The organism is Rhodanobacter hydrolyticus, assembly GCF_044904645.1.
The window spans coordinates 559,850-586,841 of sequence record NZ_JADIKK010000008.1 but is presented as its reverse complement, the minus strand read 5'-3'; the positions used below and the strand labels follow the sequence as shown (position 1 = coordinate 586,841).

At 60.1% G+C, this 26,992-nt stretch carries 24 protein-coding genes and 1 tRNA gene; 17 read left to right on the top strand and 8 right to left on the bottom strand.

Annotated elements, in window-relative coordinates; genetic code table 11:
• Positions 1–57: 57 nt before the first annotated feature.
• Positions 58–1,494: an exodeoxyribonuclease I gene (sbcB, locus tag ISP25_RS05035; RefSeq protein WP_404612171.1), complete on the bottom strand. Its 1,437-nt coding sequence runs from the start codon at positions 1,492–1,494 to the stop codon at positions 58–60.
• 217 nt (positions 1,495–1,711) lie between these two features.
• Here sbcB and orn point away from each other — a divergent pair, with 217 nt between their 5' ends.
• From orn to ISP25_RS05010, 5 genes are all read left to right on the top strand, one after another.
• Positions 1,712–2,281 carry an oligoribonuclease gene (orn, locus tag ISP25_RS05030; protein ID WP_192155314.1) on the top strand — a complete coding sequence of 190 codons (570 nt, stop codon included), beginning with the start codon at positions 1,712–1,714 and terminating at the stop codon, positions 2,279–2,281.
• Positions 2,274–3,191 (top strand): dihydropteroate synthase, encoded by a 918-nt coding sequence (gene folP, locus ISP25_RS05025; RefSeq protein ID WP_404612169.1) that lies wholly within the window; start codon positions 2,274–2,276, stop codon positions 3,189–3,191. Before orn ends, folP begins: the two co-directional genes overlap by 8 nt.
• Positions 3,192–3,263: 72 nt before the next feature.
• Entirely contained in the window at positions 3,264–4,610 is a 1,347-nt protein-coding gene (glmM, locus tag ISP25_RS05020) for a phosphoglucosamine mutase (protein WP_404612167.1), read from the top strand.
• Between the two features lie 117 nt (positions 4,611–4,727).
• Positions 4,728–5,663, top strand: a complete 936-nt coding sequence (locus ISP25_RS05015) for an isopenicillin N synthase family dioxygenase (RefSeq protein WP_404612165.1) — start codon at positions 4,728–4,730, stop codon at positions 5,661–5,663.
• A 216-nt stretch (positions 5,664–5,879) separates the two neighbouring features.
• Complete coding sequence (locus tag ISP25_RS05010; RefSeq protein ID WP_404612163.1) at positions 5,880–7,019, top strand: hypothetical protein; 1,140 nt, start codon at positions 5,880–5,882, stop codon at positions 7,017–7,019.
• Positions 7,020–7,093: 74 nt separating this feature from the next.
• Here ISP25_RS05010 and ISP25_RS05005 read toward each other — a convergent pair whose 3' ends face one another.
• Positions 7,094–7,906, bottom strand: coding sequence for an SDR family NAD(P)-dependent oxidoreductase (locus ISP25_RS05005; protein WP_192155321.1), 813 nt, complete (start codon positions 7,904–7,906; stop codon positions 7,094–7,096).
• 107 nt (positions 7,907–8,013) lie between these two features.
• Here ISP25_RS05005 and tpiA point away from each other — a divergent pair, with 107 nt between their 5' ends.
• From tpiA to ISP25_RS04985, 4 genes are all read left to right on the top strand, one after another.
• Positions 8,014–8,763 carry a triose-phosphate isomerase gene (tpiA, locus tag ISP25_RS05000; protein ID WP_192155322.1) on the top strand — a complete coding sequence of 250 codons (750 nt, stop codon included), beginning with the start codon at positions 8,014–8,016 and terminating at the stop codon, positions 8,761–8,763.
• 23 nt (positions 8,764–8,786) lie between these two features.
• Positions 8,787–9,224: a preprotein translocase subunit SecG gene (gene secG, locus ISP25_RS04995; RefSeq protein WP_404612161.1), complete on the top strand. Its 438-nt coding sequence runs from the start codon at positions 8,787–8,789 to the stop codon at positions 9,222–9,224.
• Positions 9,225–9,235: 11 nt separating this feature from the next.
• Positions 9,236–9,320: transfer RNA gene (locus ISP25_RS04990), tRNA-Leu, on the top strand.
• Positions 9,321–9,497: 177 nt separating this feature from the next.
• Positions 9,498–10,796, top strand: a complete 1,299-nt coding sequence (locus tag ISP25_RS04985) for a tyrosine-type recombinase/integrase (RefSeq protein ID WP_404612159.1) — start codon at positions 9,498–9,500, stop codon at positions 10,794–10,796.
• Positions 10,797–11,178: 382 nt separating this feature from the next.
• Here the strand turns inward: ISP25_RS04985 and ISP25_RS04980 are convergent, their stop codons facing one another.
• On the bottom strand, positions 11,179–11,469 hold the full coding sequence (locus tag ISP25_RS04980) for a helix-turn-helix domain-containing protein (RefSeq protein ID WP_404612157.1): 291 nt from the start codon (positions 11,467–11,469) through the stop codon (positions 11,179–11,181).
• A 213-nt stretch (positions 11,470–11,682) separates the two neighbouring features.
• Here ISP25_RS04980 and ISP25_RS04975 point away from each other — a divergent pair, with 213 nt between their 5' ends.
• From ISP25_RS04975 to ISP25_RS04965, 3 genes are all read left to right on the top strand, one after another.
• Positions 11,683–12,765, top strand: a complete 1,083-nt coding sequence (locus tag ISP25_RS04975) for a hypothetical protein (RefSeq protein WP_404612155.1) — start codon at positions 11,683–11,685, stop codon at positions 12,763–12,765.
• Between the two features lie 117 nt (positions 12,766–12,882).
• Entirely contained in the window at positions 12,883–13,992 is a 1,110-nt protein-coding gene (locus ISP25_RS04970) for a hypothetical protein (RefSeq protein ID WP_404612153.1), read from the top strand.
• Positions 13,993–14,121: 129 nt separating this feature from the next.
• Positions 14,122–14,448, top strand: coding sequence for a hypothetical protein (locus ISP25_RS04965; RefSeq protein WP_404612151.1), 327 nt, complete (start codon positions 14,122–14,124; stop codon positions 14,446–14,448).
• Positions 14,449–14,565: 117 nt separating this feature from the next.
• Here ISP25_RS04965 and ISP25_RS04960 read toward each other — a convergent pair whose 3' ends face one another.
• Positions 14,566–16,461, bottom strand: a complete 1,896-nt coding sequence (locus tag ISP25_RS04960; RefSeq protein ID WP_404612149.1) for a DUF262 domain-containing protein — start codon at positions 16,459–16,461, stop codon at positions 14,566–14,568.
• 293 nt (positions 16,462–16,754) lie between these two features.
• Here ISP25_RS04960 and ISP25_RS04955 point away from each other — a divergent pair, with 293 nt between their 5' ends.
• The 4 genes from ISP25_RS04955 to ISP25_RS04940 all read left to right on the top strand — a co-directional run bounded on the left by ISP25_RS04955 (position 16,755) and on the right by ISP25_RS04940 (position 20,947).
• Complete coding sequence (locus ISP25_RS04955) at positions 16,755–17,201, top strand: hypothetical protein (RefSeq protein ID WP_404612148.1); 447 nt, start codon at positions 16,755–16,757, stop codon at positions 17,199–17,201.
• 102 nt (positions 17,202–17,303) lie between these two features.
• Complete coding sequence (locus ISP25_RS04950) at positions 17,304–18,260, top strand: DUF932 domain-containing protein (protein ID WP_404612147.1); 957 nt, start codon at positions 17,304–17,306, stop codon at positions 18,258–18,260.
• A 493-nt stretch (positions 18,261–18,753) separates the two neighbouring features.
• Complete coding sequence (locus tag ISP25_RS04945) at positions 18,754–20,112, top strand: YagK/YfjJ domain-containing protein (protein ID WP_404612146.1); 1,359 nt, start codon at positions 18,754–18,756, stop codon at positions 20,110–20,112.
• A 418-nt stretch (positions 20,113–20,530) separates the two neighbouring features.
• Entirely contained in the window at positions 20,531–20,947 is a 417-nt protein-coding gene (locus tag ISP25_RS04940) for a hypothetical protein (protein WP_404612145.1), read from the top strand.
• A gap of 93 nt (positions 20,948–21,040) precedes the next feature.
• Here the strand turns inward: ISP25_RS04940 and ISP25_RS04935 are convergent, their stop codons facing one another.
• The 4 genes from ISP25_RS04935 to ISP25_RS04920 form a co-directional block, all read right to left on the bottom strand.
• On the bottom strand, positions 21,041–22,504 hold the full coding sequence (locus ISP25_RS04935; RefSeq protein WP_404612144.1) for a YfjI family protein: 1,464 nt from the start codon (positions 22,502–22,504) through the stop codon (positions 21,041–21,043).
• Positions 22,501–22,899, bottom strand: coding sequence for a hypothetical protein (locus tag ISP25_RS04930; protein ID WP_404612143.1), 399 nt, complete (start codon positions 22,897–22,899; stop codon positions 22,501–22,503). Before ISP25_RS04930 ends, ISP25_RS04935 begins: the two co-directional genes overlap by 4 nt.
• Positions 22,900–22,915: 16 nt before the next feature.
• Positions 22,916–23,275, bottom strand: a complete 360-nt coding sequence (locus tag ISP25_RS04925) for a helix-turn-helix transcriptional regulator (protein ID WP_404612142.1) — start codon at positions 23,273–23,275, stop codon at positions 22,916–22,918.
• 147 nt (positions 23,276–23,422) lie between these two features.
• The gene (locus ISP25_RS04920; protein WP_404612140.1) at positions 23,423–24,568 is read right to left on the bottom strand and encodes a hypothetical protein; all 1,146 of its coding nucleotides are present in this window, start codon (positions 24,566–24,568) and stop codon (positions 23,423–23,425) included.
• A gap of 613 nt (positions 24,569–25,181) precedes the next feature.
• Here ISP25_RS04920 and ISP25_RS04915 point away from each other — a divergent pair.
• Entirely contained in the window at positions 25,182–26,936 is a 1,755-nt protein-coding gene (locus tag ISP25_RS04915; protein WP_404612138.1) for an ATP-binding protein, read from the top strand.
• The last annotated feature ends 56 nt before the right edge of the window (positions 26,937–26,992 follow it).

Here is a 26,992-nt window from a genome sequence, read left to right as displayed (position 1 = left end):
TGCGGGCGTTCTGCGCGCTTCGCGCTTGTCCGGCCTGCGCTGGGATGACGAGTAAAATCAGGTCAGTTCGGTTGCGAGCTGTTCGCCCCAGATCTGCAGCTGGTCCAGCAGCGGCAGCTTGTCTTGCCGTGCCGGATCGGTACGCAGGGCGGCGAGGGTGGCGAAGTAGTCGTCAAGTGTGAGCGTGGTCAGCGGCGTCGGGCGCGTGAGGCGCTGGCGACGGAAGTTCTCCCAGCGTTCGCGTTCGCCGGCATCCAGCGTTTCCGGCCAGTTGCGCGCGCGGTAGCGGAACAGCAGTTCCGCATAACGCGGATCGCGGAACGCGAAGGCACGCGTGGCCAGTTGTTCCGGCGGCGTGGCGCGCACCTCGCGCAGCAGGCGCTTGTCCGCGTCGGGGAGGAAGCCTGCGTACAGGGCGAGTTCGGGATCCTCCGGCGGCGGCAGTTCGGCGGCGCGCGCGAACACGCGGCAGACTTTGGCGGCGAGGCCGTCGGCGGCGGCCAGGGCGTCGCGATGCGCGAGGCAAAGCGCGGGATCGAGCTGCAAGCGCTGCAGGTCGACGCCTTTCAGCGCGGAGAGCGGCGCCAGCGCAGGCGCGCGATTCGCGCGCACGGTGCGCAGCGGGATGCGCGCGACATCCTCGGGCAGGTCGGCGCGCGCAGTGAACACGCGGTCGGCGATCTCGTCCTCGTCCAGCGCCAGCAGTTCGGCGGGATCGGTGGTGAGGTCGTAGACGATGATTTCGCCGGGGCGCGAAGGGTGCATCGCCAGCGGTGCGATCAGGCTGAGGCAGTGCCGGCTGGACGGGTAGCGTGAGGAGACATGCACGAGGGGTGTCATGCCTGTCACGTCCAGCAGCTCGAACACGCGCTGCTTGCGACGCAGCGCGTAGAACCAGTCCCACAGCCTGGGTTGGCGCACGCGGATCAGCCGGGCGAGCTCGATCAGCGCGTGCACGTCGGAGAGCGCGTCATGCGCGCGCTCCTGCCGCAGATGATTCGCGGCCGCGAGGTGCTCCAGCTTGAAGCTCGGCGTGCCGTCCTCGCGCGTCGGCCATGCCATGCCTTCGGGACGCAGGGCCTCGCACATGCGCGCAAGGTCGATCAGGTCCCAGCGCGAGTTGCCGTTCTCCCACTCGCGGCCATACGGTTCGAAGAAATTGCGGTAGAGCAGTTGCCGCGTCACCTCGTCGTCGAAGCGCAGCGAGTTGTAGCCGACGCCGCAGGTACCCGGCACGGCGAACTGTTCGTGCACGCGTGCGGCGAAGTCGGCCTCGTTCACGCCTTCGCGCCCGGCCTGCTGCGGGGTGATGCCGGTGATCAGGCAGGCCTCGGGCTGGGGCAGGCTGTCGCGTGGCGGCTGGCAGAAGAACATCACCGGCTCGCCGACGATCTCCAGCTCCATGTTCGTGCGGATGCCGGCGAACTGCACCGGACGGTCGCGCCGGGTGTCGGCGCCGAAGGTCTCGTAGTCGTGCCAGAGAAAAGTCTGCATGCAGGAGCCTGTGGGACTTGAACGGTCGAGGCGAAATTCAACCAGGCGCGGACGGGTTTTCGACGCTTCGCCGGCCCCGGTCGTTCCATGGGCCAGGAAGCAGCCGTGATGATGGATCGCGTGGATGGATTTGCAGCCCGATCGGCCCAAGTCCGGCAGGCTCCTCGAATCATCGCATGGCGTGCCGGCTGATAGACTGCGCGGCGAAGGAGAACCCATGAGCCAAGCCAACGACGACAACCTGATCTGGATCGATCTGGAGATGACCGGCCTCGACACCGATGCCGATTCGATCCTGGAAATCGCCACCATCGTCACCGACAAAGAGTTGAACGTACTGGCCGAGGGCCCGGTGTTCGCCATCCGCCATGAGCTGGATCGGCTGGAAGCGATGGATACCTGGAACCGCAACCAGCATGGCCGTTCGGGGCTATGGCAGCAGGCGCTGGACTCCACTGCGGACCACGCCGCGGCCGAACTGGCCACGCTGGACTTCCTGCGCGACTGGGTGCCGGCGGGCAAGTCGCCGATGTGCGGCAACTCGATCTGCCAGGACCGTCGCTTCCTGCATCGGCAGATGCCGCGCCTGGAACGCTTCTTCCATTACCGCAACCTCGACGTCTCCACCCTGAAGGAACTGGCGCGCCGCTGGGCGCCCGCCATCGGCAAGGGCTTCAGCAAGGAATCCGCGCATACCGCGCTGTCGGATATCCGGGACTCCATCGAGGAGCTGCGCTACTACCGCCGCCACATGGGGGCGTTGGGCGGGCAGGGCGACGATGAATAGCCTCCTGGATGCCATGTTCGCGCCCGTGCTCGACTGCGCGGGCCGCAAGCTGGTGCTGGATCGCCCGCGCGTGGCCGGCATCGTCAATGTCACGCCCGATTCGTTTTCCGACGGCGGCCGCTTCGCCGATGTGGAATCCGCGGTGGCGCATGGGTTGCTGCTGGCGGAGCAGGGCGCCGACATGCTCGACGTGGGCGGCGAGTCCACCCGCCCCGGCGCGGAGGACGTATCCGTCGAAGAAGAACTGCGCCGCGTGATCCCGGTGATCGAACAGCTGGCCGCGCGCACCTCCTTGCCCATCGCCGTCGACACCTCCAAGCCCGAGGTGATGCGGGCTGCGGTGGCCGCTGGCGCAGGCATGGTCAACGACGTCTACGCCCTGCGCCGCGAAGGCGCGCTGGACGCGGTGGCCGCACTCGGCGTGCCGGTGTGCCTGATGCACATGCAGGGCGAACCGCGCCGCATGCAGGAGGCGCCGCATTACGACGACGTGGTGGGCGAAGTGCACCGCTTCCTCGCCGACCGCCTGTTCGCCTGCGAGTTGGCCGGCATCGACAAGCGCAAGGTGCTGGTCGATCCCGGTTTCGGTTTCGGCAAGGATCTCGAGCACAACCTGGCCTTGCTGCGTGCGCTGGAACGTTTCGCGGACCTGGGCAGCGGCGTCTACGCGGGTTTGTCGCGCAAGTCGATGATCGGGGCGCTGACCGGCCGCGAGGCACCGGCCGAACGCGCCGTCGGCTCCGCCGCCGCCGCGTTGATCGCAGTTCAGCGTGGCGCGTGCATGGTGCGCGTGCATGACGTGGCAGCGACCATGGATGCGCTGGCGGTCTGGCGGGGCGTGCATGCGGGTGACGAGGCGCCACGTCGCGATCCGAAGCCGACGACTCCGCGCTGGCCGGACGAAGACTAGAAAAAGAATCGCCTGGGCGTCGGCGCACGAAGCGCCGGCGCAGGGACAGGGAACCTGCTCGGGAAACCCCTTATGAGTGAACGCAAATACTTCGGCACCGACGGCATCCGCGGCAGGGTGGGCGAGTGGCCGATCAACGCCGAATTCATGCTGCGCCTCGGCCGCGCCCTGGGTGCCGTGCTCAGCCGGAAAGGCGGCGCCAGGCGCACCGTGCTGATCGGCAAGGACACCCGCGTTTCCGGCTACATGTTCGAGGCCGCGCTGGAGGCGGGTCTGGTTTCCGCGGGCGTGGACGTGCGCATGCTGGGGCCGATGCCGACGCCTGCCGTGGCTTATCTCACCCATTCGCTGCGCGCCGAGGCCGGCATCGTCATCAGTGCCTCGCACAACCCGCACTACGACAACGGCATCAAGTTCTTTTCCGCGCGCGGTGAAAAGCTCAGCGATGCGATGGAAGCCGCCATCGAGGCGGAGATCGACGCCCCCTTCGTCACCGTGCCTTCCGAGCAATTGGGCAAGGTGCGCCGCATCGACGACGCGGTGACCCGCTACGCCGAGTTCTGCAAAAGCACGGTGGCCGAGGACTTCAACCTCAATGGCCTCAAGATCGTGCTGGATTGCGCCAACGGCGCCACGTACCAGGTTGCGCCCAAGGTGTTTGCCGAGCTGGGCGCCGAAGTGGTCGCCTTCGGCGACAAGCCGGACGGCTTCAACATCAATCGCGACGTGGGCTCCACCCATCCGCAGGCCTTGCAGCGCGCAGTGCAGGAACTGGGCGCGGACGTCGGCATCGCCTTCGACGGCGACGGCGACCGCGTGCAGATGGTGGACCGCCACGGTGGGCTCGCCGACGGCGACGACCTGCTCTACGTGATCGCGCGCGCCTGGCAGGCGCGTGGCCAGCTGCAAGGCCCGGTGGTCGGCACGCTGATGAGCAACTACGGCCTGCAACTCGCGCTCGACAAGCTCGGCGTGCCGCTGGTGCGCGCGCAGGTGGGCGACCGCTACGTGCTGCAGCAGCTCAAGGAACACGGCGGCGTGCTGGGCGGCGAAACCTCCGGCCACGTGTTGTGCCTGGATCGCGTCACCACCGGTGACGGCATCGTTTCCGCACTGGCCGTGTTCGAAGCGCTGGCCGGCGAGGATTTCGCCGAGGCGCGCCGGAACCTGCAGAAAATGCCGCAGGTGATGATCAACGTGCGCGCCGAGGGCGCGCGCGAAGCCCTGGCAGGCGACGAAGTGCTGCAGGCGCTGGCCGATACGGAACGCACCCTACACGGCCGTGGCCGCGTGGTGCTGCGTGCCTCCGGCACCGAACCGCTGGTGCGCGTCACCGTGGAAGGCGCCGACGCAGCCGAAGTGCAGCGATTGGCGCAAAGTCTGGCCGACGTCGTAAAATCGGTCGCAGAACGCTCGTGAACCAGTCGGCTCGTGCCGGCCACAGGTGAGAGGAACCGGTCGCCAAGGATTGGCCCGACGTGAACGTCCCTGCGGTGACGTATCACAAATCGACCGCAGCCCTGACTGGACACGACCATGAAAAACGTTCCCACCCTCGACATCCGTCGTTACGACAGCGATCGCGAAGCCTTCGTGGCCGAGCTCGGCGCGGCTTATCGCGAATTCGGCTTCTGCTGCATCAGCGGCCACGGCATTCCGCGCGAACTGGTCGACGGCGCCTACGATGCGTTCCAGCGTTTCTTCGCGTTGCCTGACGAGACCAAGATGAAGTACCACGTGCCGGGCAGCGGCGGCGCGCGCGGCTATACGCCGTTCAAGGTGGAAACCGCCAAGGACAGCAAGCACGCCGACCTCAAGGAGTTCTGGCACGTCGGCCGCGAGATCCCGCGCGACTCGAAGTTCGCCGACGTGATGGCACCCAACCTGTGGCCGAACGAAGTGCCGGAGTTCCACCGGTACGGCTATGGCCTGTTCGAAGCATTGGACCAGTTGGGCACCCGCGTGCTGCGTGCGCTGGCCTTGCACATCGGGTTGCCCGAAAGCTATTTCGAGGACAAGACCGAGCAGGGCAACTCCATCCTGCGGCCGATCCACTACCCGCCGATCACCGACGACAATGTGCCGAACGTGCGCGCCGGCGCGCACGAGGACATCAACTTCATCACCCTGCTGGTCGGTGCCAGCGCGGAAGGCCTGGAAGTGCTCACCCGCGAAGGCGAGTGGCTGCCGATCACCACCGAGGGCGACGCCATCGTGGTGAACATCGGCGACATGCTGCAGCGCCTGACCAACCACGTGTACCCGTCCACCACCCACCGCGTGGTGAACCCGCAGAATGCCAATGCGCGCAAGCCGCGCTATTCGGTGCCGTACTTCCTGCACCCCAATCCCGACGTGGTGCTCGATCCGCTGCCGCAGTGCGTGACGCCGGACAATCCGAAGCGTTACGAGGCGCCCATCACTTCGCACGAATACCTGCAACAGCGTCTGCGCGAGATCAAGTTGATATGACCGGAAACGCTGGCGAGAGCGCCTATCGCGCACTCGCCAGCGTTTGCCCGGTGAATCACGCATGGAGCCCGCTGCAAGCCCGTGGCGGCATACCGTCTCCGGACGGGCATGGGTCAGGCGCTGCCTCGGGATTTCCACAATTGAGCCGTTGACTGCCTCTCGCGTTCGCTAACATCGCGGTCGTTCCTGCGAGTGCGCAGCAACCTGGGGAATCCAATGAAGTCGCTGGTGCGTCGATTGCTTGCGGTGTTGCTGCTCGCGTTGCCTCTGTCCTGCCTGTCCCAGGTTCGCATTTACCTCGGAGCGCCGCCGCCGAAGCCCATGACCCTGGTGCCGGGGCTGTATGCAAATGCGGGACAGGGCGCCATGGCGGGAGGGCAGGAACCCAGGGCCTTCGCAGTCAGGATCACCCGCGTCGACGGCGACCAGTTCAGTGGCACGCTGGAAGTTGTTCGCCTTGACGAAAACGGGGCGCTGGTCCGACTGAGTTCGAAGCTGACCGGGACAATGGGCAACGCTGGTATCGCCGCGACGCCGGGCAAGATCGTCATCAACAGCACGGCGCCGTTGACTGTCCAGCTGCAGGACGAGCCACTGCGCTCTTCGATGACCGAGATGACCGGGAACATGCGGGCCGACGGATTCAGACTGTCGTGGAAAACCCCCGACAGGCAGATGGGGGCGGACAAGCTCGGTACTTTCGCGGCCTTGGTCACCGCCAGCGAAGACGAGTATGGACAGGTGATCGACCGCTACAGGGAGATGGCCGCCGACAAGGCGCAGCTGATGGCATTCCAGGCATCCTCGGCCGATCTCGTCGAGCGCGAGTTGAAGGCATACATGCAGGAGACCGACCAGCTTCTCGAGGCACCACCCGTGGCGGGTAGCCAGGACGATGTCGTCGCCAAGGCTGCTGCGCTGTACAAGAAGGAAAGGGCGCTGCTGGAAGGCCATCCCCCGAGCGACGAAGAGGCCGCGCCCAAGGGCGCCAGGCTGATGGCGATGCAGATCGACGCCTACTGGTCGCAGGTGGCTTACATCAATGCGCGGCAAAGGGAGGTGTCGCGCTATTGGCTGGGCAGGGGAGCCTCGATCTCACAACTGATCTGGTATTCCCCTTGCGTGTCCGGCACCTTGCCGACTTCCCTGGAGTACGCGGCCTCACCAGCCTGCGGTGGACTGGCCACGGCATACGACACCGTGCAACGACGCATGCGCGAAGTGTCGAGCGCATTGGGTAACGCCACCGCGGCGGAGACGTCGATGGAGTGCCTGTGGCACGCGGCGCACCAGGCCCTCAGGCCGGCAGTCTTGGCGATCCCGGACTATTGCAAGCGAAGCCTCGCCACTCTCTGAAGGGCAGCAGGGCGAAAGCGGCTGGTTTTCAGGGCGCCGGCATCCGCTCTCGATGAGGCAAGGAAAGTCGCGGCTCAGGCGGCGTCCTGCGCCCGGTACCGCTTGGATTGCCTGGCCGACAGGTTCATGGCCACGCGGTCGGGCAACAGTTTGAACATGGTCTTGATCATGCGGTTCACACGGCCGGTGACATGCACGATCTCGCCACGCTCCACCGCGTCGATGCCTTCGGTCACCACTGCCTCGGCGCTCTGCCACATGAAGCCGGGGAGCTTGTTCATCAGCATGCGGGTACCGGTGACATCGTGGAACTCGGAATACGTGAAGCCAGGGCATAGCGCGCAGACGTGCACGCCGCGTTCGTGGCTCTCGAGCGCGAGCCCTTGCGAGAACTTGATCAGGAACGCCTTGGCGGGCGCGTACAGCGTGTGTCCCGCGGTGCCCGGTACATGGCCAGCCAGCGACGCCACGTTGACGATACGGCCGTAGCCGCGTTCCCGCATGCCGGGAAGCAGTCGCCACGCCAGTTCGACGGGTGCTGTCAGCAGCACCTGCAGGAAGTCCGCATGCGTGCGCCAGTCGTTCGCCACGAAGGTGCCGGGGACGCCGTAGCCGGCATTGTTGATCAGCCAATCCACAGCGAGTCCACGCTGCGCGAGTTCATCGCACAAAGTCCCCGGCGCGGCGGGGTCGGCCAAGTCGGCCGCCAGTGCAGTCACCTTGCAGGCATGCTGTTGACGCAGTTCCCCGGCCAGCGATTCGAGCCGGTCGACGCGACGCGCAGTCAGCACCAGGTCGTGGCCGCGTGCCGCGAGCGCACGAGCGAAGGCGGCGCCGATGCCGGCGGATGCGCCGGTGACGAGGCTGAGCGGGCGGACTGGCGTCATGCGTTTCTCCTGGAGGGTCGTGGCATCTTGGACGTTGCGCCGCAGCAATACCAGTCCCGTATCGTCGCGTAAAATCTCGGTTTTATCGGAACGGATGCACGTCGAACATGCGCAAGAAGCTTGTTGCCGCCAACTGGAAGATGCACGGTAGCCGTTCGATGGCCGGCGCCCTTTGCGGCGAGATCGCCGCCGCCGGCACGGGAGGCGTCGACGTGGTGGTGTGCCCGCCGTTCCCCTATCTGGGCGACGTGGCCGCGGCCTGTGCCGAGGCCGGCATCGGCGTGGGTGCGCAGGATCTCAGCGCCCACGAAGGACAGGGCGCATATACCGGCGAGGTCTCCGCCGCGATGCTGGCCGATTGCGGCGCGCAATGGGTGATCGTGGGGCATTCCGAGCGCCGCCAATACCATGGCGAAAGCGATGCGCTGGTGGCGCGCAAGTTCATCGCCGCGCGTGCCGCGGGCCTTACGCCCATCCTGTGCGTGGGCGAGACGCTGGCACAACACGAGGGCGGCGAAGCCGAAGCCGTGGTCGCGCGCCAGTTGCATGCCGTGCTTGCCGCCTGCGGCATCGGGGCGTTCGACACGGCCGTGATCTCCTACGAACCGATATGGGCCATCGGCACTGGCCGTACCGCCACGCCCCAGCAGGCACAGCAAATGCATGCGTTCATCCGTAGCCAATTGCAAAAGGAAGATGCTATGATTGCCCGTCTGACTCGGCTGCTTTACGGCGGCAGCGTCAAGGCGGCCAATGCCGCCGAGTTGTTCGCGCAGTCGGACGTGGATGGCGGGCTGATCGGTGGAGCCTCGCTGACCGCTTCTGACTTCCTTGGAATCTGCGCAGCGGCGCACTAGTCGCCACGGGCTCGATTGCACACATGTTCGTCATTTTCAGCGTGTTTTACATCCTGATCGCCGCGGCGATGACCGTGCTGATCCTGCTGCAGAACGGCGAAGGCGCCAGCGCCGGCTCCGGTTTCGGCGGCGGTGCTTCGGCCACGGTATTCGGTGCGCGCGGCTCGGCCAACTTCCTGACCCGAGCCACTGCCGTGCTCGCTTCGCTGTTCTTCGCGCTGAGCCTCGGCATGGGCGTGTACCTGCACAGTCATGGCGCCACGCAAAGCAGCGGCGCCGATCTTGGCGTGATGGCCGGCATGAGCACGCCGGCCCCCGCCAAGCAGGCGACGGCTGCGACCACTCCGGCAAACCCGGAAGTGCCCGCTGCCGCGAACAATACCGCGGTACCCGTGGCTCCGGCCGCGAACAAGCAACAAGGCGAAGTGCCGGCCGCACCGGCGCCGCAGAAGAAGCAGTAAGCAAGACACCTGCCCAGGTGGCGGAATTGGTAGACGCACTACCTTGAGGTGGTAGCGCTTTAGGGCGTAGGGGTTCGAGTCCCCTCTTGGGCACCAATGCAAGATTCTAGATTGTCCATATCAGTCCAGAGTCGTAGATAACCCCGCGTAAATGCGGGGTTTTTTATTGCCTGGTGTCCAGAGGTGTCCTGGCCGGTCCAAGGAGATCCAGGAGCAGTGGGTATAATTTTGGGTACAATCTCTTCGCTATGTACCCAAATAGGTCTCAAGCTAATGCCGCGTCTTGCCGCATCACTGACCGAACTTCATATCCGGAAAGCCAAGCCCAAGGATGAGGCGTATTTCCTGTCCGACGGTAATGGGTTAGTGCTCTGGATCAGTCCCGCCGGGCGGAAGTCCTGGCGTGTGCGTTATCGCCTCCCGGACGGTTCGCGTCCCGCACCGGCGACTGTCGGGCATTACCCGGAGATGTCGCTAGCCGAGGCGCGTGTCAAAGCTGTGGAAGTGCAGCGTGATGCTAAGCAAGGCAAGACCACTGCTGGCGTTCGTAAGGCTCGCCAAGAAGTCGAAGCGGTGGCGGACGAGGAGCTGGCTGCCGAGGCACTACTACGTGCTGAGATTGAGCATGCATCGTTCCGGGCTGTATCGGGGCGATGGATGGCCGAGAAACGCCCGAGTTGGGCAACAGAAACTTACCGCAAGGCTCGCCTTGTGGTGGATTCGTATCTTGTCCCCAAGTTAGCCGATCTGGATATGCGTCGGCTGGAGACGAAGGACGTGCGCCCTGTATTGGTGGAGATGGCCAAGGAGACTCCGCAATTGGCCCGCAAGGCGCGTCAATATCTCGGTAGCATCGTTGATCACGCGATCAATGAGGGACTTCGGCCGGATGAAAGTCGATTACGACTCGATCGTATTCTGCCTACGTATCGTAGTGGCCATATGCCTGCGGTGACCGACAACGACGGCAAGCTAGGTGAAGTCATGCGGGCTATCGATGCCCATGAGAACCGCGTTGTGCGCGCAGCGCTGATTTTGGCTGCTCTAACCGCTATGCGTTCTGGTGTAGTTGCGAGTGCCCAATGGAAGGAAATCGATTTGGATGCAGGAGAGTGGCGCATCCCTGGAAAGAATCCGGATGGCACCAATCGAATGAAAACTGGCCAGGACTTCAGTACATCACTACCGGAACAGGCGCTATTGGTACTGCGTGAGATGCACGAGCGAAATATGGGAGGTGAGTACGTATTTCCTCCTCAGGCGCGCCAAAATTCACCTCATCTCAGCCGAGATGCCTTGAGCAAAGCATTGCGAGATATGGGGTTCCAAGGCGAGCACACCACACATGGTTTCCGCGCTTCATTGCGAACGCTGGGGCGTGAGCGTTTGGAGATTGATGTGGACGTGCTGGAAGCTCAATTGGCTCATGCGCCTAAGGATGAAGTGGAAGCAGCCTATGCCCGCGTCAAGTTCCGAGAGAAGCGACGGGAAGTTATGCAGGCATGGGCAGATTATTTGGACGGCCTTCGAGTAGGTGTCAAAGTCATCCAGCTTAAGCACCAGTCCACCTGACCATCCAACAAACTTTCAAATCTATATCACCACGCTGAGCAGAGCAGCATCTGTTCCTTGCACATGGCATTCATGCGCAAGCCGTCTTCTCATAGGAGTCTTGGTGATGTTTGACCGATCGTGGGTGGGCTATCCATGCCCTACGTTGGGCGAGGGATTACTTGTGTTCGTCGTGCTGTTCGTGGCGAGTTTCCTCTAGGCAGTCTGCATCCGTTGGTATCTGGAATACCGTAAGGAAGAAGGCGCGATGAAAGCGCACGAGTAGGCGTAGGTGATGGCCCGTTAGCCGCTTAGTAGCTCCCCAAGGCCCAGCACAGTGATGTGCTGGGCCTTGGGGTCTATACCGTGATGTTTGGGGATAGCGCGTACTACCGTCGCAGCGTCAGCGTCTCTTGCGCGGCGGGGCCTTATCCTCGCCTAGCGCCCCTTCCATCCGATGCGCCCAGTCGATGAGGTTCGTGCCGCAAGCACGGCACCAATCTCGCAGTTGTAGGGCATCTAGCCGCACGGCTCCCCGCTCGGCCTGGCTCACATAGGTCTGCGACCTTGCCAGTTTGGCAGCGAAAGCCGTCTGGTTCAGACCTGTGGCCTCCCGCATCTCCCGCAACAGGCCGATGACGACCAGGATTTCCGGTCGGTAGATGGACTTGGGCGTCTTTTTGGGTGCTGGCATGGCCCGCTCGGACATTCGGCAACGGACCTTAAAGCTATATGCGGCAATCGGTTAAGCAGCTATTCGATATTCGCTTAGTAGATGATCTACTATGATGACGATCTCGCGGGGAGACGCTTCGGGCGACCTCCCCGTGTTCGCTAGCGACGACGCTGAAGGCGTTCACTTGCGAAGGGTTGAAAAAGAATCTTTCCAATCGACAGGGGTATTTCCATGAATCAAGCAGGTCAAGGTGGCCGCTCGGTGCTGCGAGCGGCTGCGAAAGTGTCGGTGGTGGCGTGGAGTGTCAGTCTTGCCGGTTGCGGCAATAGCGACATCGACGCCGTCAAGAAGCAAACGCTCGACCAGGACCAGTCCTACACGGTGGGACAGGCCTTCGACAATCGGAAGGTATGCGACTCCGTCAAATGGGACGAGATCACCGACGATCGAGGTCGGAAGATCGTCGAGTACCGGTGCACCTTCAACGGCGTGGATGATTACTTCAACAATGCGTTAGCCAACGCGACCAAAAAGCTGAAAGATCAGTATCAGTCTGCGAAGGATGCCTACGGCAAGGATGCCCAAGACGATCTGAGCGATGCTGAAAAACGGCTCGCCACGTTGAAGGCATCTGGATTGGCATCGAAATATCCAGACAACACGCCTGACGACCAGCTTGAGGCCAAGGTTAAGCATGCCCATGACTTGGAGAATCTGCTGAATAACGCGCGGGTCGAAAATAACTTCGACACGGTCGCCGTCACTAACTTTTGGGATGGTTTTACGGAGGCGGAAACAAACAGCGATCCCTTACACCAAGCGGTTGCAACATTCCAAGCCGATATCCAGAGCGCACATGGTGATCTTTCCAACAGCGCCACGTGGCCTAACCAGGCTCGTGCTGATCTCAATAGTGCAGTTGCCGCAGCAGCGTCGGATGAGGGGCAGATATTGGATGACCGGATCCGGATTCCCCAGGCCAGACTGGATGTCATAAACACCAAGAAGAAGCTCGACTCCTTGCTGGCCAGCAAGGATCAAGCTCTCGCTTCGCTCGATGCGGACTTGTCATCCAAGCTGCAACAGCTAGATGCCAACGCCACGACGAGTATCGACGAACTGTTCCAATGGAGCATGTCCGAGAACGGCGATCCTGTTTTTGTATTTGCCGGTTCCGAGTACAAATTCAAGAACGGAAAAGAAAAGCTGGTGAACTACTACGACATCGGAACTCAACATGCTATCCAGGCCATGATCCGTAACGACACAACCACCTACGCGCAGTACGTGGTCGAAACAAATCTAGGTGGCTGACACCAAGAGGCATGAGCCGTCTTGAAACTACCTGGCCGCAGACACGAAGCGCTCCGCAGGGAGCGCTTCGTGTTCGTGAGCAGGCTTGAAGTCGACCCAAACACTTAGGGGAAAGCGATGGACGCTGTAGCTTTGATTTTGACGCTGCTGACAGCCTTCAATCTGTCAGTGATGGTGATGAAGGCATACGGTGACAAGTTTCCCCAGCCGAATGTACGAGCAAGGCACGCAGGCTGGCTCCAAGGATGGCGAAACACCCAGAAACCGCTCCAGCGATACTGGATTCAAGTCGCGATCATGTTCGCCATCATGCTGTTGTTCAACTTTGCAGGCCTGATGTTCTTGGGCTTTCTGGTGTTCGTTCGTCTGATCGTGTTTGTTCTTGGGTACAAGCGGGCCAAGCTACAGATCGCCCTGGCAACGCCACCACAAACCCAGCTCGCAACAGGTCGGCAGCAGATTGCTCAAGCAGAGGCACTCCAGAGCCACGCTCCCGCCACCGAGCGGTCGATCACACCACAAGCGAAAGTCACGCAAATGCTGCCTCCCCTGGTGGGGAAGAGTTTCATGAGCAAGGGAGTGTGGGTGCTCTTGATCGTCATCGTGGCGTGCGCCACAGCAGTGTTCCTCGGCTACCTGTATAGCCGCTCCCATTCGCCGGATTACGATGCGAACGGCTACTACTCTGGAAGCCCGCCCGATAACAGTCCCACCAGCAGAGATACAACTGCGGCGCTTTCGGGTGCGCTGGGTGATTCGGGTGATAGGGCCCATGGCTCAGTACCGCAAGCTGCTCAAGTGCAGCAGCCGACGCAAGCCCCAAGCCAGCAGGCGATGCTACAGGCTGTCCAGCGAGACACGGCAGCCAAAACGCGGGGTGACAGCTCGAAGGTGACGCCAAACACCTACGGGAATGTGGTGGCCTCGTTCTATCCGGGTAAGTCACCCCTGGATGCCATCGGAGATGCGTTGGTCTCGATCCACTCAGAGTTGACCGTGCTCGACATGGCACCTTCGGGCTACCCCGAATACCAGGTCGAGTGCCAGTCCAACGGTGAGTGCGTAGGCGGCACAGGTACGCCAATGGGAGCGGTTGTGGATGTTGCCAAGGAAATGTTCCCGGTGAATCCGGCGGACGTTGACCAAGGCGGCATCACCTGCGGTAAGTACATTTGCGAAGACGGCAAAGGTAAGGTTATCGGGCGCGCGCCCGTGACCACCTATTAGCTAGTATCGAAGGTCAATGTCCAGTAGGGATAGCAAATGATCAAACGACCCAAAATCGGGAGGCCCGTCTGTGGCCAATCGGATAAGCACTGCTATGCTCCAACAAGTGAAGTATTTAGGGAGGGAGCCATGAGGTTCGAGCTGATATCTATTTTGTCCAATACGATCGAGAAGGCCGATCCATGCTTGCTCACTTTCGCAGTGGACAAGGCCCAGAAACCGACAACCCTTGCGGATTTCATAGGTGGGCGTGCAACGATGACTGACAAGCACCACGGGCTGACCATGGAGTTCGACATTCAGGCAGATGCGGAACCTGAGGTCGTAGTGCTCTACGACGGCAAAAGCAAGCTCAAGTTCCGTCACCATGGGACACTAAGCCCTGGTGAGGAATTGAAACAAAGAAACTCCATCACCGAAGTGGGTTACTCCTACCTAATCAGAGAGTTTCGCTAGCCCTTAGGGGCTGGGATGGTCATTCCTTCATGGCGACCACGGTTGCTTTGGCAAGGCGCCGCATCGGCTCGTTCCAGTCATGCCGGTTTAGATCATCCCTCATAAAAATCTCGATGCCTATTGAGATCCCGGATACAGAGCGATAGCGATGTTTGTCAGTTTCATCCCTCGCTCTTGGATTGCTTCTACGTTCCAGCAACTCAAGGCGATAAGCGCTGTGTTGAGGGAGAGGTTGCTATGGGCGATTAACAGCGTTTTCTTCTCTGAGAAGGACTTGTTCTGCGCCTCTCGGTTGACGGAGAGGTTCAAGAGCGTGAGATTGCCCAAGGTGCTAATCGCTGCATCCCGTTTGAGGATCTCTTGCTGCCTGTCCGAGAGTTCCAGTCCGCTCAGTTGAGCGACGGTTGCTTGGTCGCGTTCCTCTTTGGTGGCGTGTGCTCCATCGGTTAGCGGCCAGTGCGCGTACCAACTGCGCGGCATGATGTGCTCGATGTCCAGATTATTGAGATTGGGCAGCACCAATTCCTCGGTTTTCTTCCCGCGCCGCCACGCGGCCTCCAGCTCGGTGAGGATTTGGCGGGCCTTGGGTGCGTCCAGGTTGCCGCTGTAGAGTGCGTAGGTGGTCAGCGCCCGCTGGAACTCCGCATCGTCCGGCCAGCGGGTCGTATCGCTCTTGGAGCCGGAAAGGTGCTTGCTCACTGCCGCCACGGAGACCTCTTCCCGATTCAACTGTCGCATGAGCGACATGAAGATGTTGGCGTAAGCCTTGTTCGTCAGGCCGCAAACCGCACGCCGAACGAGGAAGGAGACCAGCAGGTTGAAGATGGCGGTTTTCTCCGCGTCGGTGCGATTGGAAGTAGAGATCATTAAAGCCAGCGGATGAATGGGGCTGGCCTCGTAGGGAGTAATGCGCCGCCCGAAGTGAGCTATGGGCAGCGGGCCTTCGCCGGAAGTGAGCGCCTGGTAGTGCGCCGCGTACTTGGTCAGCGTATCGAGCTGCTGGGCCGCGGTCAGCGGAGGCTTTCCGCTCGGGGCGGCGTAGGCTTTGTATTGGTTGTAGAGACGGGCTAGGTCTACTTCCGCGCGCCCTTCGGCCTGGAGCATGGTGTACAGCAGCCACTCCAATCGGGGCCGCTTGATGCGTCCGCGCGTTTCGATGTTGGTCCAGGGTTCCTGCTCGAAGGGCGTCCACTTGGACTCGTAGAGATCGGCTGACTCGGTGTTCTCGCGCGCGGCGCGCATGAAAATGAAGTTGCGCACCAAGTCGGTGGCGTTCAAGGCGGCGCCGCGACCGTTCAATGTCTCGAAGATGGTCTGGGCATCGTCGGCCTCTTCCAGAAAGATCATCACCAGCCGCAGGTCTTCCAACACCGCCAGGGCCAACGCCTCGGCCCGCTGGGCGTGATCACCCTCTTCGGTAATCCATTCGTGGAACCGCGATGCAAAGTACCAGATGGCCTCTAATGCCGGCGGGTGAGCGCCGTAAGCACGCAGGTGCCCCTGTTGGGTGAAACAGGCGGGAAACGCGGCGCGCAAGTGATCGAAGGTGTTGCAGGCGAACGCGTGCGTGAAATTGGCCTGATCGCGGAAGGTGGGCCAGAGTTTGTAGGTCTCCACCTCCGGGCGGTTCATCGTGTCGGCCGATCCGTTGCGCATGCAATCCTCAAAGGTGGCCACCAACCCGGAGATGGTCGCCTCGTTGAAGGCCACTACTAGGCCGCGCAGCACGAACTGCAGCGTGGTGAGACGCTGTTGGCCGTCGATGATGTGGAAGGTATCCACCCCGCGCAGGCCTGATCGTGGCTGCTGCTCGACCACGGTGGCTCCCAGAAAGTGCGGGGCGATCTGCTTGGGATCAAGCGCCAAGCGGTCCTCAGCCTTGGCCTTGATGTCTTCCCACAACGCCTCCCACTGGTCGGCCCGGGACCACGCGTAGGCTCGCTGGTAGTGCGGAACAGCAAAGAGGCGTCGTCCCTGGTAGACATGGCGCACATCCCACGTTTCTGACTTCATCCCGTCGCCCCTGTAGCGTTTGGTTGATCATTGAATTCTACGGAGTTCATGTGGTCTGCGTCCCCCTTTCATACACCAGAGGCCTATCTAAGTCCTCAGTAGACAGACCCTTCTTTGCAGAGGTGCCTTGTATGAAACGACTCTGTCGATTCCGCGAATGACGGGCACGGCTATGTTTCCCATTGTGTGTTGGGACAAGACCACATGAAAAACACTAATTCGATGTCGTAGATTGAACAAATCCTAAGCCACATATCACATATGCGAGCAGGGATACCTCCGCTGCTTCATCCATGCAAATCGATTCATGGATGTTCCTTTGTAACGGAGCGATGGTGATGCAAGATCAAACTTCAATGATCCCGTACACGCTGGATGAACCCGCGCAGTCTTCTGGACTGATTCAAGGAGCTCCTGCTTGCCTTGTCTGCCGTTCGATACGCATTGAAACCCGTCAGTACGGAAAGAAAGTCGGTGGGACCATCGGCGTGGTGGCGGGTGCCACCAGTGGTGTTGCACTGGTGCTGTCGGGTGCGGAAGTAGGGGCTGTCGCTGGTGCTTTGGCGGGACCAGTCGGATCGGCGGTTGGTGCGCTCACCGGCGGCGTGTTGGCCATGCTCATCGGTGGTGCAACCGGATGTGCGGCAGGGGCTGCCTTCGGTGAGGTTGTGGACGACAACGTGCTCGATAAATACCGCTGCGCAGATTGTGGATACACCTTTGGCAGCAAGCCTGCCTGACATGGCGATTCGTCCGTAATCCCAACAATCCATGCATAGACCAAGCGTCCGGTCTTAACCGGATGCTTGGCCTTTATGCCGTCTACACATGAGGAAACAAACATGCACCTGGTCGAAACGATGGCCTATGCCGGCGAGAAGCCGTGGCATGGTCTGGGAAAGAGACTCGAAGCCCAACAACCGATTGACGTCTGGAAGGTCAACGCTGGTATGGACTGGGAGATTGAGGAGTCCGAAGTCCGCTACATCAGTGGCAAAAACAACGTCGGCGTTATCAGCGCCTTCCCAGAGCAAAAGGTGTTGTACCGCTCTGACACCAAGGCTCCGCTTGCAGTGGTGAGCAAGCGGTTCCAGGTGGTCCAGCCGGGTGAGATCCTGGAGTTCTACCGTGACCTGACTGCCTGCAACGGCTTTGAATTGGAAACGGCGGGCGTGTTGCGTGAAGGGCGAAAGTTCTGGGCGCTGGCGCGTACTGGCCAGAGCGCCATGCTAAAGGGGCGGGACAAAGTCGATGGCTACCTTCTACTAGCAACCGCCTGCGATGGCACGCTGGCGACCACGGCGCAATTCACCAGCGTCCGCGTGGTCTGCAATAACACGTTGCAGATCGCTTTGGGGCAGACCAATGGGGTCATCAAAGTACCGCACCGAAGTGCGTTCGACCCGGATGCGGTCAAACGCCAGCTCGGCGTCACCGTATCGTCGTGGGATAGCTTTGTCGCGCGTATGAAGGCGCTGGTGGATCGCCCGGTCGATCCGGATTCCGCGGATGGTCTATTACGCCGCATCCTGACCTATCAAGGCCAGGGCACCAAGGCCGCGGTGGTCAACGAACAAGCCGTCGCCACCGTGCGAGCGCTGTACGAAGGTGGTGGTCAGGGTGCGTTGATGACTTCCAGTCGCGGGACGGTCTGGGGGTTCCTCAACAGCGTGACTGAGTTCGTGGATCACCACCGGCGCGCACGCAGCCAAGATCACCGCCGTGATGCCGCATGGTTCGGCCAGGGCGCGCAGATCAAGCAGCGTGCATGGGACGAAGCCATGAAGCTGGTTGCCTGAGGGGAGGTATGTCAACGGTGCGTTTGAGGAACTGGACGACGACGAGCGGGCGGTGGTCGAGGAGTTCTATCCGGAAGGTGAGAAGGAACCAACGGAATCCGGCATCAATCTGCGCTGCAAGCTGGCTGTCAAAGTTGCACAATTGCTAGAGCAGAGGACGGCCTAACAGCTTTGAGCGCCAGTCCATCGATGTGGAATAGAGCCAGGGGGAGCCATGGGCTCCCCCTCGTCAATGTCCGCTTTCTTTTTGTCACTGCTATGCAGTGGTTGTGACGCTATCTCAACACATCGAACGATGGTGTATATGTCGAGCATCTGTGGATGCAAGGACATGCCAGTGCTCGGCGGCGCTGAGTAATTACGCTGCATCGAATTCCGGTTATTTATCCAATGCTTTTATAGGGGCAGTAATTATCCCTATCTCTATCCCTATCTCTACCCATCGATAAATTACATGGTCGGGCCATGATCTGGGCAACAAAGAATCATCGCCATGACGACATCACTGATCGACACATCTCGCGCGATCGACGAAGAAGATCGCAGCTACATGGGGCAGACCATCGCGGACATCGCTCGTCGCGAATCATTCCATGAGCACTTCGCTGAGCGAAGGGTGTACATCGAGACATCGGATGGATTGGTGCCGGTCGCTGACACTAGTGACCAGCTTCTGCTCGATTACATGCCCATCTTGAAGGACTTGCACAAGACCGTCATGGCGAGTGACATGATGCCTGTAAGGCAGGTGCTCCTTCGACATCAACGGAAGCACATCGGGACGGTGTACCGGCTAACCCGGGTAGGGCAAGCCATTCAAACGGCCTGCAAGATTTTCGCGTTTCGAGAAGAAGAGGGGCGGGACTGGCAGCATGCCTATGCGCACCATTCATTCCATCCGGTTGTCGCGGTCATGTGGGAGGCGGTCACGCGATGGTGGAATCCGATCTGTGACTGGTGGGATCCAGAGTCCATCGGGGTTGAACACAGAGAAGAAAAGGATGCTATCGAGGCGCTGTTCCAATTTGCGGGGCATGTCCGTCGTGTGTGCGGTCAGAAGGCTTTCAAGAGCATGCTGCGCAAGTTCAATCGCAAGGCGAAGGGCAACTTTCGAAGTAGCTGTGACTTGGTCACTGAATTGTTCAAGCGTCACTCACGCCTCCTGGTGCTGCGTATCGATCTGTACTTCCGGAAGGACGCCAAGGACTGGGGCTATACCGAGGAGGCCGACAAAGCTGTGAAGCAATACCTGCGCGAGTTGCGCGAGGGGAGGATGGTGCCTGATTTTCTCGCCTGCATCGTCAAGCGTGAAAGCGGGATTTGCCGGGGCATGCACTACCACCTGATGGTGTTCCTAAATGGGCATGAGCGCCAGAGCGCATGCCACCTGACGGAGAAGATGGGGGAAGCCTGGGTGGCGCGTATGGGCGCTGGCAAAGGCAGTTATTTCAACTGCTACGCGAATCGACATCGCTATCGCTTCAACGGGTTGGGGATGGTGCATGTCAACGACACGGAAAAGCTGATGGGTCTGCGTGTGGCGTTGTGGTACATGAGCAAACAGGACTCGCCCTTGATGGTGGAAGATGGCAAGGGCAAGAACTTCATACGCAGCCTGATGCCGACGACCGATAGCAAGCGCGGCGCGCCGCGCTTGCTTAGTAATGGCATGGACGAGGTCAAGCGTGTGTTGGGCGGGACACGAAGCCAGTACCCAGCGGACTTCGAGCAGTTACAGCGACGCAGTATCCGGTGCAGGCGAGCCTCGCGGAGGCCTGCACTTCAAGTCAATCGAAACGAGGTGTTTGCGCGTTATGGTGCGCGCAAGAGACGAGCAAGTGCTGCGGCGTGATCACACGTGGTACACGGCGTGGATAGCGAAGGGGTGAATGAGGAACGCACGGCTTGTGGCCAGCTAGGTCGTTCTGGTGCTACCCATGCCGAAACGGCCTGATGCGTAGCTGGGCTATTCATAGGCCCCCGCAATTTTGCTAATGATTAGCAAAATTGCGGGCTATAGGGGGAGGGCATTGTTCAAATCTGGACGAACAAGGGATGCGGCAGGCACCAATCGGTAACCTGTACGGTGCTCGCTAGTGGCCTTCGTACACGATGTATTACTTCCACGTTCCTCGCGCATCCATCCACTTGCTTGTTCCGGTCATTTTGCGTTTGCTCCACGTCCATGACCTTCATGCTTCCTGACGGTGGGTACTTCTCGTGGCGTCTGCTTGGGTATGCTCTGGTCACCATCTACCTCAGGGGGCGTTATGGGCAAGATCACGGATTTCATTTGCGAAGCGATCGAAGGAACTGGTGAGGCCATCGCCAAGGCCATCGAGGTCGGCGGTGATGCGATCATCAATGGCGTCGAGGTTGTGCGCGAGAACCCGGGAAAAACCGCCGCGATCGTGGCGGGAACGGTGGTCACTGGTGGTGCGTGCTTGGCGGGCGCAGGCGTTATCGCCTCCACCGCTGGCGGTGCTGGCCTGTTGGGTTCGACCATTGCCAGTTTGTCCGGTGCGGCACTCGAAAGTGCTTCATTGGCTGCTTTGGGTGGCGGTGCTTTGGCGGCCGGTGGTGCGGGCATGGCTGGTGGCACGGCGGTGGTGACGAGCGTGGGGGCTGTGGCGGGTGGTGCGGCGACGGCCGCGGCCGCCACGTTGCTCGATGAGCGTGCGGGCTGATCTTCGCTCACGCCGGGGCGGTCCCATCTTTTGTCGCTGGCTTTAACGAGCATAAAAAACTACCGACCCCTTTCGGGGTCGGCGTGCAGCGCATCAGACTGTTCGCATGGCGCGTGCACTGAAATACCAGTCCTGCAAGAAGATGTATTCCTTCTGGTTTTCTTCGGGGTTCTTGAACACGCTGACGATGTTGTCGACTTGCAGGAGGTGAAGTGCCGCATTCAGGCCAGCGGCGTTGCGGACGGGTTCGGGGCCCGACGTGAGGATTTTCGAGCGCGGCACTTTGGTGCCTTTGCCCGGCCCCTCCCAGAAATGCTCCAGGAGATGGTCAATCAGTTCGCCGGCCGCCGCATGGGCTGGACTCAGCGCCCCGTAGGTCGAAAAGAGCCTGACGTACTCATACATATGCCAATAGACAATCTCCTGGGCTTTGCGCAGAGTGACGGCTGAGATCTTGCCTGCCGCCCCACTGAAGTAGTGGAAGGTGGCGGCGAGGCGACCGACGTTTTCCATGAATTTCGATGCATGGTCACTGACATCGTGGAGCCATGAGCCAGGCTTTTGGTCATGCTCCACCTGCTTCGCAAAGTGGAACCACAGATCTTTAGCGTCATCGGAAAGTTCGACGACATCACGCTCAAAGGGGCCTGACAGAATTTTTTCATCGTAAATGGCCATCAGCTCCATCATGCGGGCATGAATGTCGGGAAGCGTTTCCGACTTGAATTCTTGGCCCATGACGACGCGCTGACCCTTGAGTGACTCGGGTTTCGCGACGAGAAAGCGAGCCCACAAGCCTGCGCCGCGTGCGATTTCGCCGTACTTCTGGATATAGCGCTTGAGAACGGGTTCGTGCGCTTTGAAATACATGGAGACACGAGCATCGCGCGCGATGATGGTTTCGCCGTTGGCGCGATCAAGGCTCAACGGCGAGGTGCCGTCCCAGAAGCTGTTGAGCTTGCCGACATGGCGCATGATGTCACTGCCGAAGAGGGTCTGCCCTTCGTCAGTGACGAAGGACAGTGTTTCATTATGACCTGCCAAGGCATCCATGCTGGATCGTGCGGTGATGTCCTGGCGGATGAGGCGGCGCAACCGTGGCGCGATCGGCTCCTGCCTCTGGTGTTCGGCGATCTGTGCTTCCAGCATCGTGGTGTCTTTACCATCGGTTTTGAGCTTGACCAAGCGGCGACTCAGGCTCTTGCTCATATTCATCCATATGGTGCGGTTTGCACGATAGGCCTTGAGCTTTTCCTCATGCATCGCCACCGCCTGAGCGTCGTGTTGGAAGATCGGTGCCAGCACAAACGCATCAGACGTGGTGGTGCGATCCCCAGACTCCGAAACGATCATCTGGTTGATGCCGATGGAACGCGGCTTGCCGGTCAGCGGACTTTTGAAATCCACCAGGCCTTGGCAGGTGATAACCATGCCGGCCACGAACGCCATGCCTACTTGCGCATGACTGCACTGCATGAAGTGGTGCACTTCCCATGCGGACTGATGCATGAAGTCGGGCAAGGAGTTCAGGGGATAGGGTTGAGTAAGGAATTTCATGCCAGGCCCTCCTGGGCGGCGCTATCTGCAGTGTGAGTTGCCTTCGACGATTCCATCGGGATGTGCGGCGCTTTCACATGCAACGGCTGGCCGCACGTCTTGCACGTTGCCGTATCACCCGCTTCATGGCGACGATTGCGCTCCGAGTGCAGCAGTTCGCGGAAGCGCTTGGGGTGGAGTCGCAGGTCGTAAGCGTTGTTGAGGTTTTCGATGATGGTCTTCTGAGGGATCTCATTGACCAGAGCCAATTCGACGTCGTCGTAGGCCTCGGCGAACTTCGATTCGATCGACTGACCTGCGTTGACAAGCGCGACCTCCATGCCGCGCTTGAATTTGGCCAGCGGGGTGTTTTTGGTCTTGCCCGTGACCGCACTGATGGTTTCAGTGGTGTGCATGGTTTTCCCCTTGTCGTCAGTGCAGGCGGGACTTGGCGGCACGAGCTTCGAGCCAGGCCAGGATCTCGTGCACCCACCAGACGGTCGGGGAGCGCGGGGAGTCGCCGAGCTTGAACGAACGGGGGAAGGTCGGATCGTAGGCAGCCGACTTCTCATTCTGACGGTCGTACCAATGGCTGCGCTTGTCGCCAGTCATGGCCATGCCGTCACGAGCGCGGACGGCGTACCTGGATGGGGTGTCGGTGTGTTGACCGTGGTGAGTCGCCGGGGCGAGATAGAGGTGGTCCATCCCACCGATGGGTTTGCCGGGGCACTGGATGTGGGGGGCGAGCCCCTTGGTGCTGGTCGGCTGGCTGGTCTGTGTCGCGTGGTGCATGAAGCGCTCCTTGGATGTGACCGTCACGTCTTGTGGCGCAGCGGGCCGCAGGTGTCGCGGCATGGACATCGTCGGAGGCTTACGGACTATTGCAGAGCTGTTGGAATGCCAAATCCTTGACAAGGATTTGGCATCATGCTTGGAAATTTATTCCGTGAACTGCCAGAGGGAGCCATCCTTGAGGCGTAGCTGGTGCTTGGGTCGCTTGGTCGCGCCTGTGGCATTGGCCGCGCCTTCGGGGCGGATCAAGGTGGTTGCAGCGCTCGCCTCGCCCTTGCCCTGAAATCCGGCTTTACGCAGAAAGGCTTCGACGTCCGAGCGATCCGGGTGGCTCAGCGGATCCTCCAAATTGACATGCGGCGCGGACCAGAAAATCTTGGCCGTCGTGATGAGGGTCAACAGTCTCGGTGTGACGTAGTGCTTCCAATCAGTGGTCAGAGATGCATTAGTGCGATCACAGATGCTGGCGGCGAGTTTGGCCAAAGTTCTAGGGTTGCCCGCTTTTTTCTTGTCCTGCACTTCTTCAAATGTTTCCCGCAACAGTTTCTCGACGTACTGGCGTCGCTTCGTCTTTTCATTGTCATCAAGCTTCGCGTGATCGCGCCAAAGATTCCGATTGACATCGATCATCCTGTCGAGCTTCGTCGAAATGAAGGCCGGAACATCCTCGGTGATTCCGCCATCCACGCAGAATTCTTCGATGAACTGCCAGGAGTTCAACCGATCGAAAAAGGCGGCGATATCAGCGTCGCGGGCATACACGTTCTTCCAGTTCAGATGCTCCGTGATGAGGAGCGAGTGCGATGGATCAGCAGGTTCACCGCCTTCGCCCTCTCTGTAACCCACAATTCGCCAGCCCTCGGGTCGTAACGGATTTCCAAGTCGCCCAGGTGTGGGATCGTCCCGACGAACCATGCCGAAGTGCTTACGGAAAACGGCGTCAAAGCTTGCTACGTCGGCGTTGCCGGTCTTCGCCAACTGCGAGCAGTCCTCTGCGCTTAAGATCAGACCGTATATTTCATCCCGCGGGCCGACGTAGATCGACTGGTTGATGGCCTCCCCTGAGCCAAGTGGTGACGAATTTTCCTGGCCTTCACGGATTAGATCTTCGTGGATAGAAAAGTAGCTGGCTTTACAAAATTGCGGAATGGTGAACAGCGTAAGGTGGCCTTGAGATGCATGGTGAAGCAGGGATGCAGGGGGTATAGACAAGCGTTTGGACCAAGTTTGCAAAGGCTGGCAATCGTGCTCGCGTTCGTGGTTGCTAAGTTCTTCGGTGTCATCGATGGACATGCGCAATCAGTACCTATAGCCGCTGGGATGTAATACGCCGTTTGGCCGCCATTTTTGCATGAGCACAACATTGTCGCAGCAGTAGGAAACGGGACCAATCTGCTCAGATCAAGAGCAAGAGCTTATTTTCCTGTGCCACGTCAAAACAGAGAGGATGCGAGGATATCTTTCCTTGCTGGCCGTCCATCTCACCTTCTGGTCTGTGCTCTATCTCACCTTGGGCGAGCTGATCCCAGTACACCTGGCCAACGTCCTGGGCTTCCGACCAGATGTGTTGACCACGGTGGTCTCGGCTGCATCATCTGCACGCTTGGCGGTACCATCTATCGACCCACCAAAGCGTCCGAAATTGCGTAAGGATTGCTGGACGGCTACCGAGTGTGCGCCTCCTCTTCACCCTGATGCCTCGACCGAGATTATCCCGTTGAGGCGCCCTCGGGCATCCTGGTCGCCTGGATAGGGGCTCCAACCCTGGTAGGGTATCTGTCGCGTTGGTCTATGATTCCGTGGGGATAGAGGCGGTTATGAGGGAATGCACCATTTCAGGGATCAATTTGGCGCTTCTCCTGCCGATACATCATTCATATTGTCTAGGTGCTGAGGGAGAAGGGGAGTGGCGACGGATAAGCTTCATTTTCAAGTTGACTCGCGTCTAGCGACACTGCTTAGCCAGGAATATGCGTCAACCGAAAAAGCCATTAAGGAGCTCGTGGACAACGCGTGGGACGCGGATGCGGACGTAGTCCGCATCGACTTGCCGACGCCGATGACGGACGAGCCTTTGACGATCGTAGATGATGGCACTGGTATGACTGAGGAGGAGATCTCACGCCATTACCTCTTTATTGCGCGCGACCGACGTTCGCGGAGAGGCGAGCGAACGGGGGGCAAGAAGCGGCTTATCAAAGGGCGCAAAGGCATTGGCAAGTTCGCTGGGCTCATGGCAGCGTCTGTCATGGCTCTTGAAACGCGAGCAAGAGGTCGATGCAGTCGGCTCCGATTGACATTGGAAGACTTGGCGCAAGTTCAAGACATTGAGCAGTTGCCGATTAATCACCAAGCCGAGCCCTGTTCCGAAGATCAACATGGTACGACCATTGTTCTGACTCAACTACATCAAGGTCTTGCTTATCCTGATCCCGACAAGCTGCGCCAGGTGCTTTTGCAGGAATATGGTCGGCAGGATGACTTCGCCATCTTTGTCAATGGGAAACGACTCGACATTGACGATGTGAGAGGGTCATACAACGAGGAGGTTGAGACGCTTCCGAGTGTCGGCGAAGTTCGCCTTCGTTTCGCCATCAGTGATGGGAAGACGGGGCTGCGGCAACCTGGCATTACCCTCCGTGTTGATGGAAAAGCGATCGGGAAGCCGAGCTTCTTTGGCCTGGATCAGAGCGAGGATTTTCCGCGCAAGCTGCTCAATAAGGTTTTCGGAGAGATTGACGCGGATGGCCTGGGTCCGCACGTGACGGCTGGCTGGGACGGCATTGTCGAGAACAGTGAACTTGCTCGGGCGGTTGAAGTCTTTGCCCAGGCGAAGCTGCGAGCGGCATTCAAGGAGCAATACGGCCGAGACATGCAGCTTGCCCAGGCGCGTTTGCAGAAAGCAGTTCAGGAGCGCCTGGCGAAACTTCCTGAATACAAGCGTGAATTCGCAGAGCGAGCCATTAAACGAGTGCTGGACCGCTATTACGGCGAACCTGAGTCAAAAGTCGAGCCTATGGTGTTTGTCTTGCTCGAAGCACTCGAACGCACGGACTACAGGGCGCTCATGGAACACATCGCCGAGGCGACGCGGGGTGACATCGGCGCCATCGCAGATGCGTTGGACCAGTTCGGCCTTGCGGACATGTCGTATCTGGTCCAGCAAGCGGAAGGGCGGTCGCTTTACTTGGATCAGCTCGAACGTTTGGCAAGTGACGGCAACACGCTTGAAAGCCAGATGCATCGAGCGATTGCTTTGAACCTCTGGATTTTCGGTGCTCAGTATTCGCTTTTCAGCTCCAATCAAACGCTGAAAAAACAGATCGAAGACTATCTCGGCAAGGCCTTCAACGGTTCTAATGCATCCAAGCGGCCCGATCTGCTCTTGAATGAAAACCTTCACGGGGAATACTTGCTCATCGAGTTCAAGCGCCCGGGACACGCGTTGAGACACGAAGATTATCAGCAGGTCACGGCCTATCGAAGCCAGCTTGCTTCCAATACGGGAAAACCCATTCGGGTGTTGTTGCTTGGCGGGAAGCGGGGCAGTGATTTACCTGCGGGTACATACATGGAACCGAACGCCGAGATCATGCTGTTCAACGATGTCATTTCGTCGGCGAGACGGCAGGTCGAATGGATGTTGCGTCGATCGACCTAATGGAGGGGATCCTGGCGAATGCCAGGATCCCCAGGCGATACGCGTGCCAGATCGTC

What these genes read in the sequence shown, in the direction of transcription:
- sbcB (WP_404612171.1), bottom strand. Translation starts at nt 1,494, where the DNA reads ATGCAGACTTTTCTCTGGCACGACTACGAGACCTTCGGCGCCGACACC.
- orn (WP_192155314.1), top strand. Translation starts at nt 1,712, where the DNA reads ATGAGCCAAGCCAACGACGACAACCTGATCTGGATCGATCTGGAGATG.
- folP (WP_404612169.1), top strand. Translation starts at nt 2,274, where the DNA reads ATGAATAGCCTCCTGGATGCCATGTTCGCGCCCGTGCTCGACTGCGCG.
- glmM (WP_404612167.1), top strand. Translation starts at nt 3,264, where the DNA reads ATGAGTGAACGCAAATACTTCGGCACCGACGGCATCCGCGGCAGGGTG.
- ISP25_RS05015 (WP_404612165.1), top strand. Translation starts at nt 4,728, where the DNA reads ATGAAAAACGTTCCCACCCTCGACATCCGTCGTTACGACAGCGATCGC.
- ISP25_RS05010 (WP_404612163.1), top strand. Translation starts at nt 5,880, where the DNA reads ATGAAGTCGCTGGTGCGTCGATTGCTTGCGGTGTTGCTGCTCGCGTTG.
- ISP25_RS05005 (WP_192155321.1), bottom strand. Translation starts at nt 7,906, where the DNA reads ATGACGCCAGTCCGCCCGCTCAGCCTCGTCACCGGCGCATCCGCCGGC.
- tpiA (WP_192155322.1), top strand. Translation starts at nt 8,014, where the DNA reads ATGCGCAAGAAGCTTGTTGCCGCCAACTGGAAGATGCACGGTAGCCGT.
- secG (WP_404612161.1), top strand. Translation starts at nt 8,787, where the DNA reads ATGTTCGTCATTTTCAGCGTGTTTTACATCCTGATCGCCGCGGCGATG.
- ISP25_RS04985 (WP_404612159.1), top strand. Translation starts at nt 9,498, where the DNA reads ATGCCGCGTCTTGCCGCATCACTGACCGAACTTCATATCCGGAAAGCC.
- ISP25_RS04980 (WP_404612157.1), bottom strand. Translation starts at nt 11,469, where the DNA reads ATGCCAGCACCCAAAAAGACGCCCAAGTCCATCTACCGACCGGAAATC.
- ISP25_RS04975 (WP_404612155.1), top strand. Translation starts at nt 11,683, where the DNA reads ATGAATCAAGCAGGTCAAGGTGGCCGCTCGGTGCTGCGAGCGGCTGCG.
- ISP25_RS04970 (WP_404612153.1), top strand. Translation starts at nt 12,883, where the DNA reads ATGGACGCTGTAGCTTTGATTTTGACGCTGCTGACAGCCTTCAATCTG.
- ISP25_RS04965 (WP_404612151.1), top strand. Translation starts at nt 14,122, where the DNA reads ATGAGGTTCGAGCTGATATCTATTTTGTCCAATACGATCGAGAAGGCC.
- ISP25_RS04960 (WP_404612149.1), bottom strand. Translation starts at nt 16,461, where the DNA reads ATGAAGTCAGAAACGTGGGATGTGCGCCATGTCTACCAGGGACGACGC.
- ISP25_RS04955 (WP_404612148.1), top strand. Translation starts at nt 16,755, where the DNA reads ATGCAAATCGATTCATGGATGTTCCTTTGTAACGGAGCGATGGTGATG.
- ISP25_RS04950 (WP_404612147.1), top strand. Translation starts at nt 17,304, where the DNA reads ATGCACCTGGTCGAAACGATGGCCTATGCCGGCGAGAAGCCGTGGCAT.
- ISP25_RS04945 (WP_404612146.1), top strand. Translation starts at nt 18,754, where the DNA reads ATGACGACATCACTGATCGACACATCTCGCGCGATCGACGAAGAAGAT.
- ISP25_RS04940 (WP_404612145.1), top strand. Translation starts at nt 20,531, where the DNA reads ATGGGCAAGATCACGGATTTCATTTGCGAAGCGATCGAAGGAACTGGT.
- ISP25_RS04935 (WP_404612144.1), bottom strand. Translation starts at nt 22,504, where the DNA reads ATGAAATTCCTTACTCAACCCTATCCCCTGAACTCCTTGCCCGACTTC.
- ISP25_RS04930 (WP_404612143.1), bottom strand. Translation starts at nt 22,899, where the DNA reads ATGCACACCACTGAAACCATCAGTGCGGTCACGGGCAAGACCAAAAAC.
- ISP25_RS04925 (WP_404612142.1), bottom strand. Translation starts at nt 23,275, where the DNA reads ATGCACCACGCGACACAGACCAGCCAGCCGACCAGCACCAAGGGGCTC.
- ISP25_RS04920 (WP_404612140.1), bottom strand. Translation starts at nt 24,568, where the DNA reads ATGTCCATCGATGACACCGAAGAACTTAGCAACCACGAACGCGAGCAC.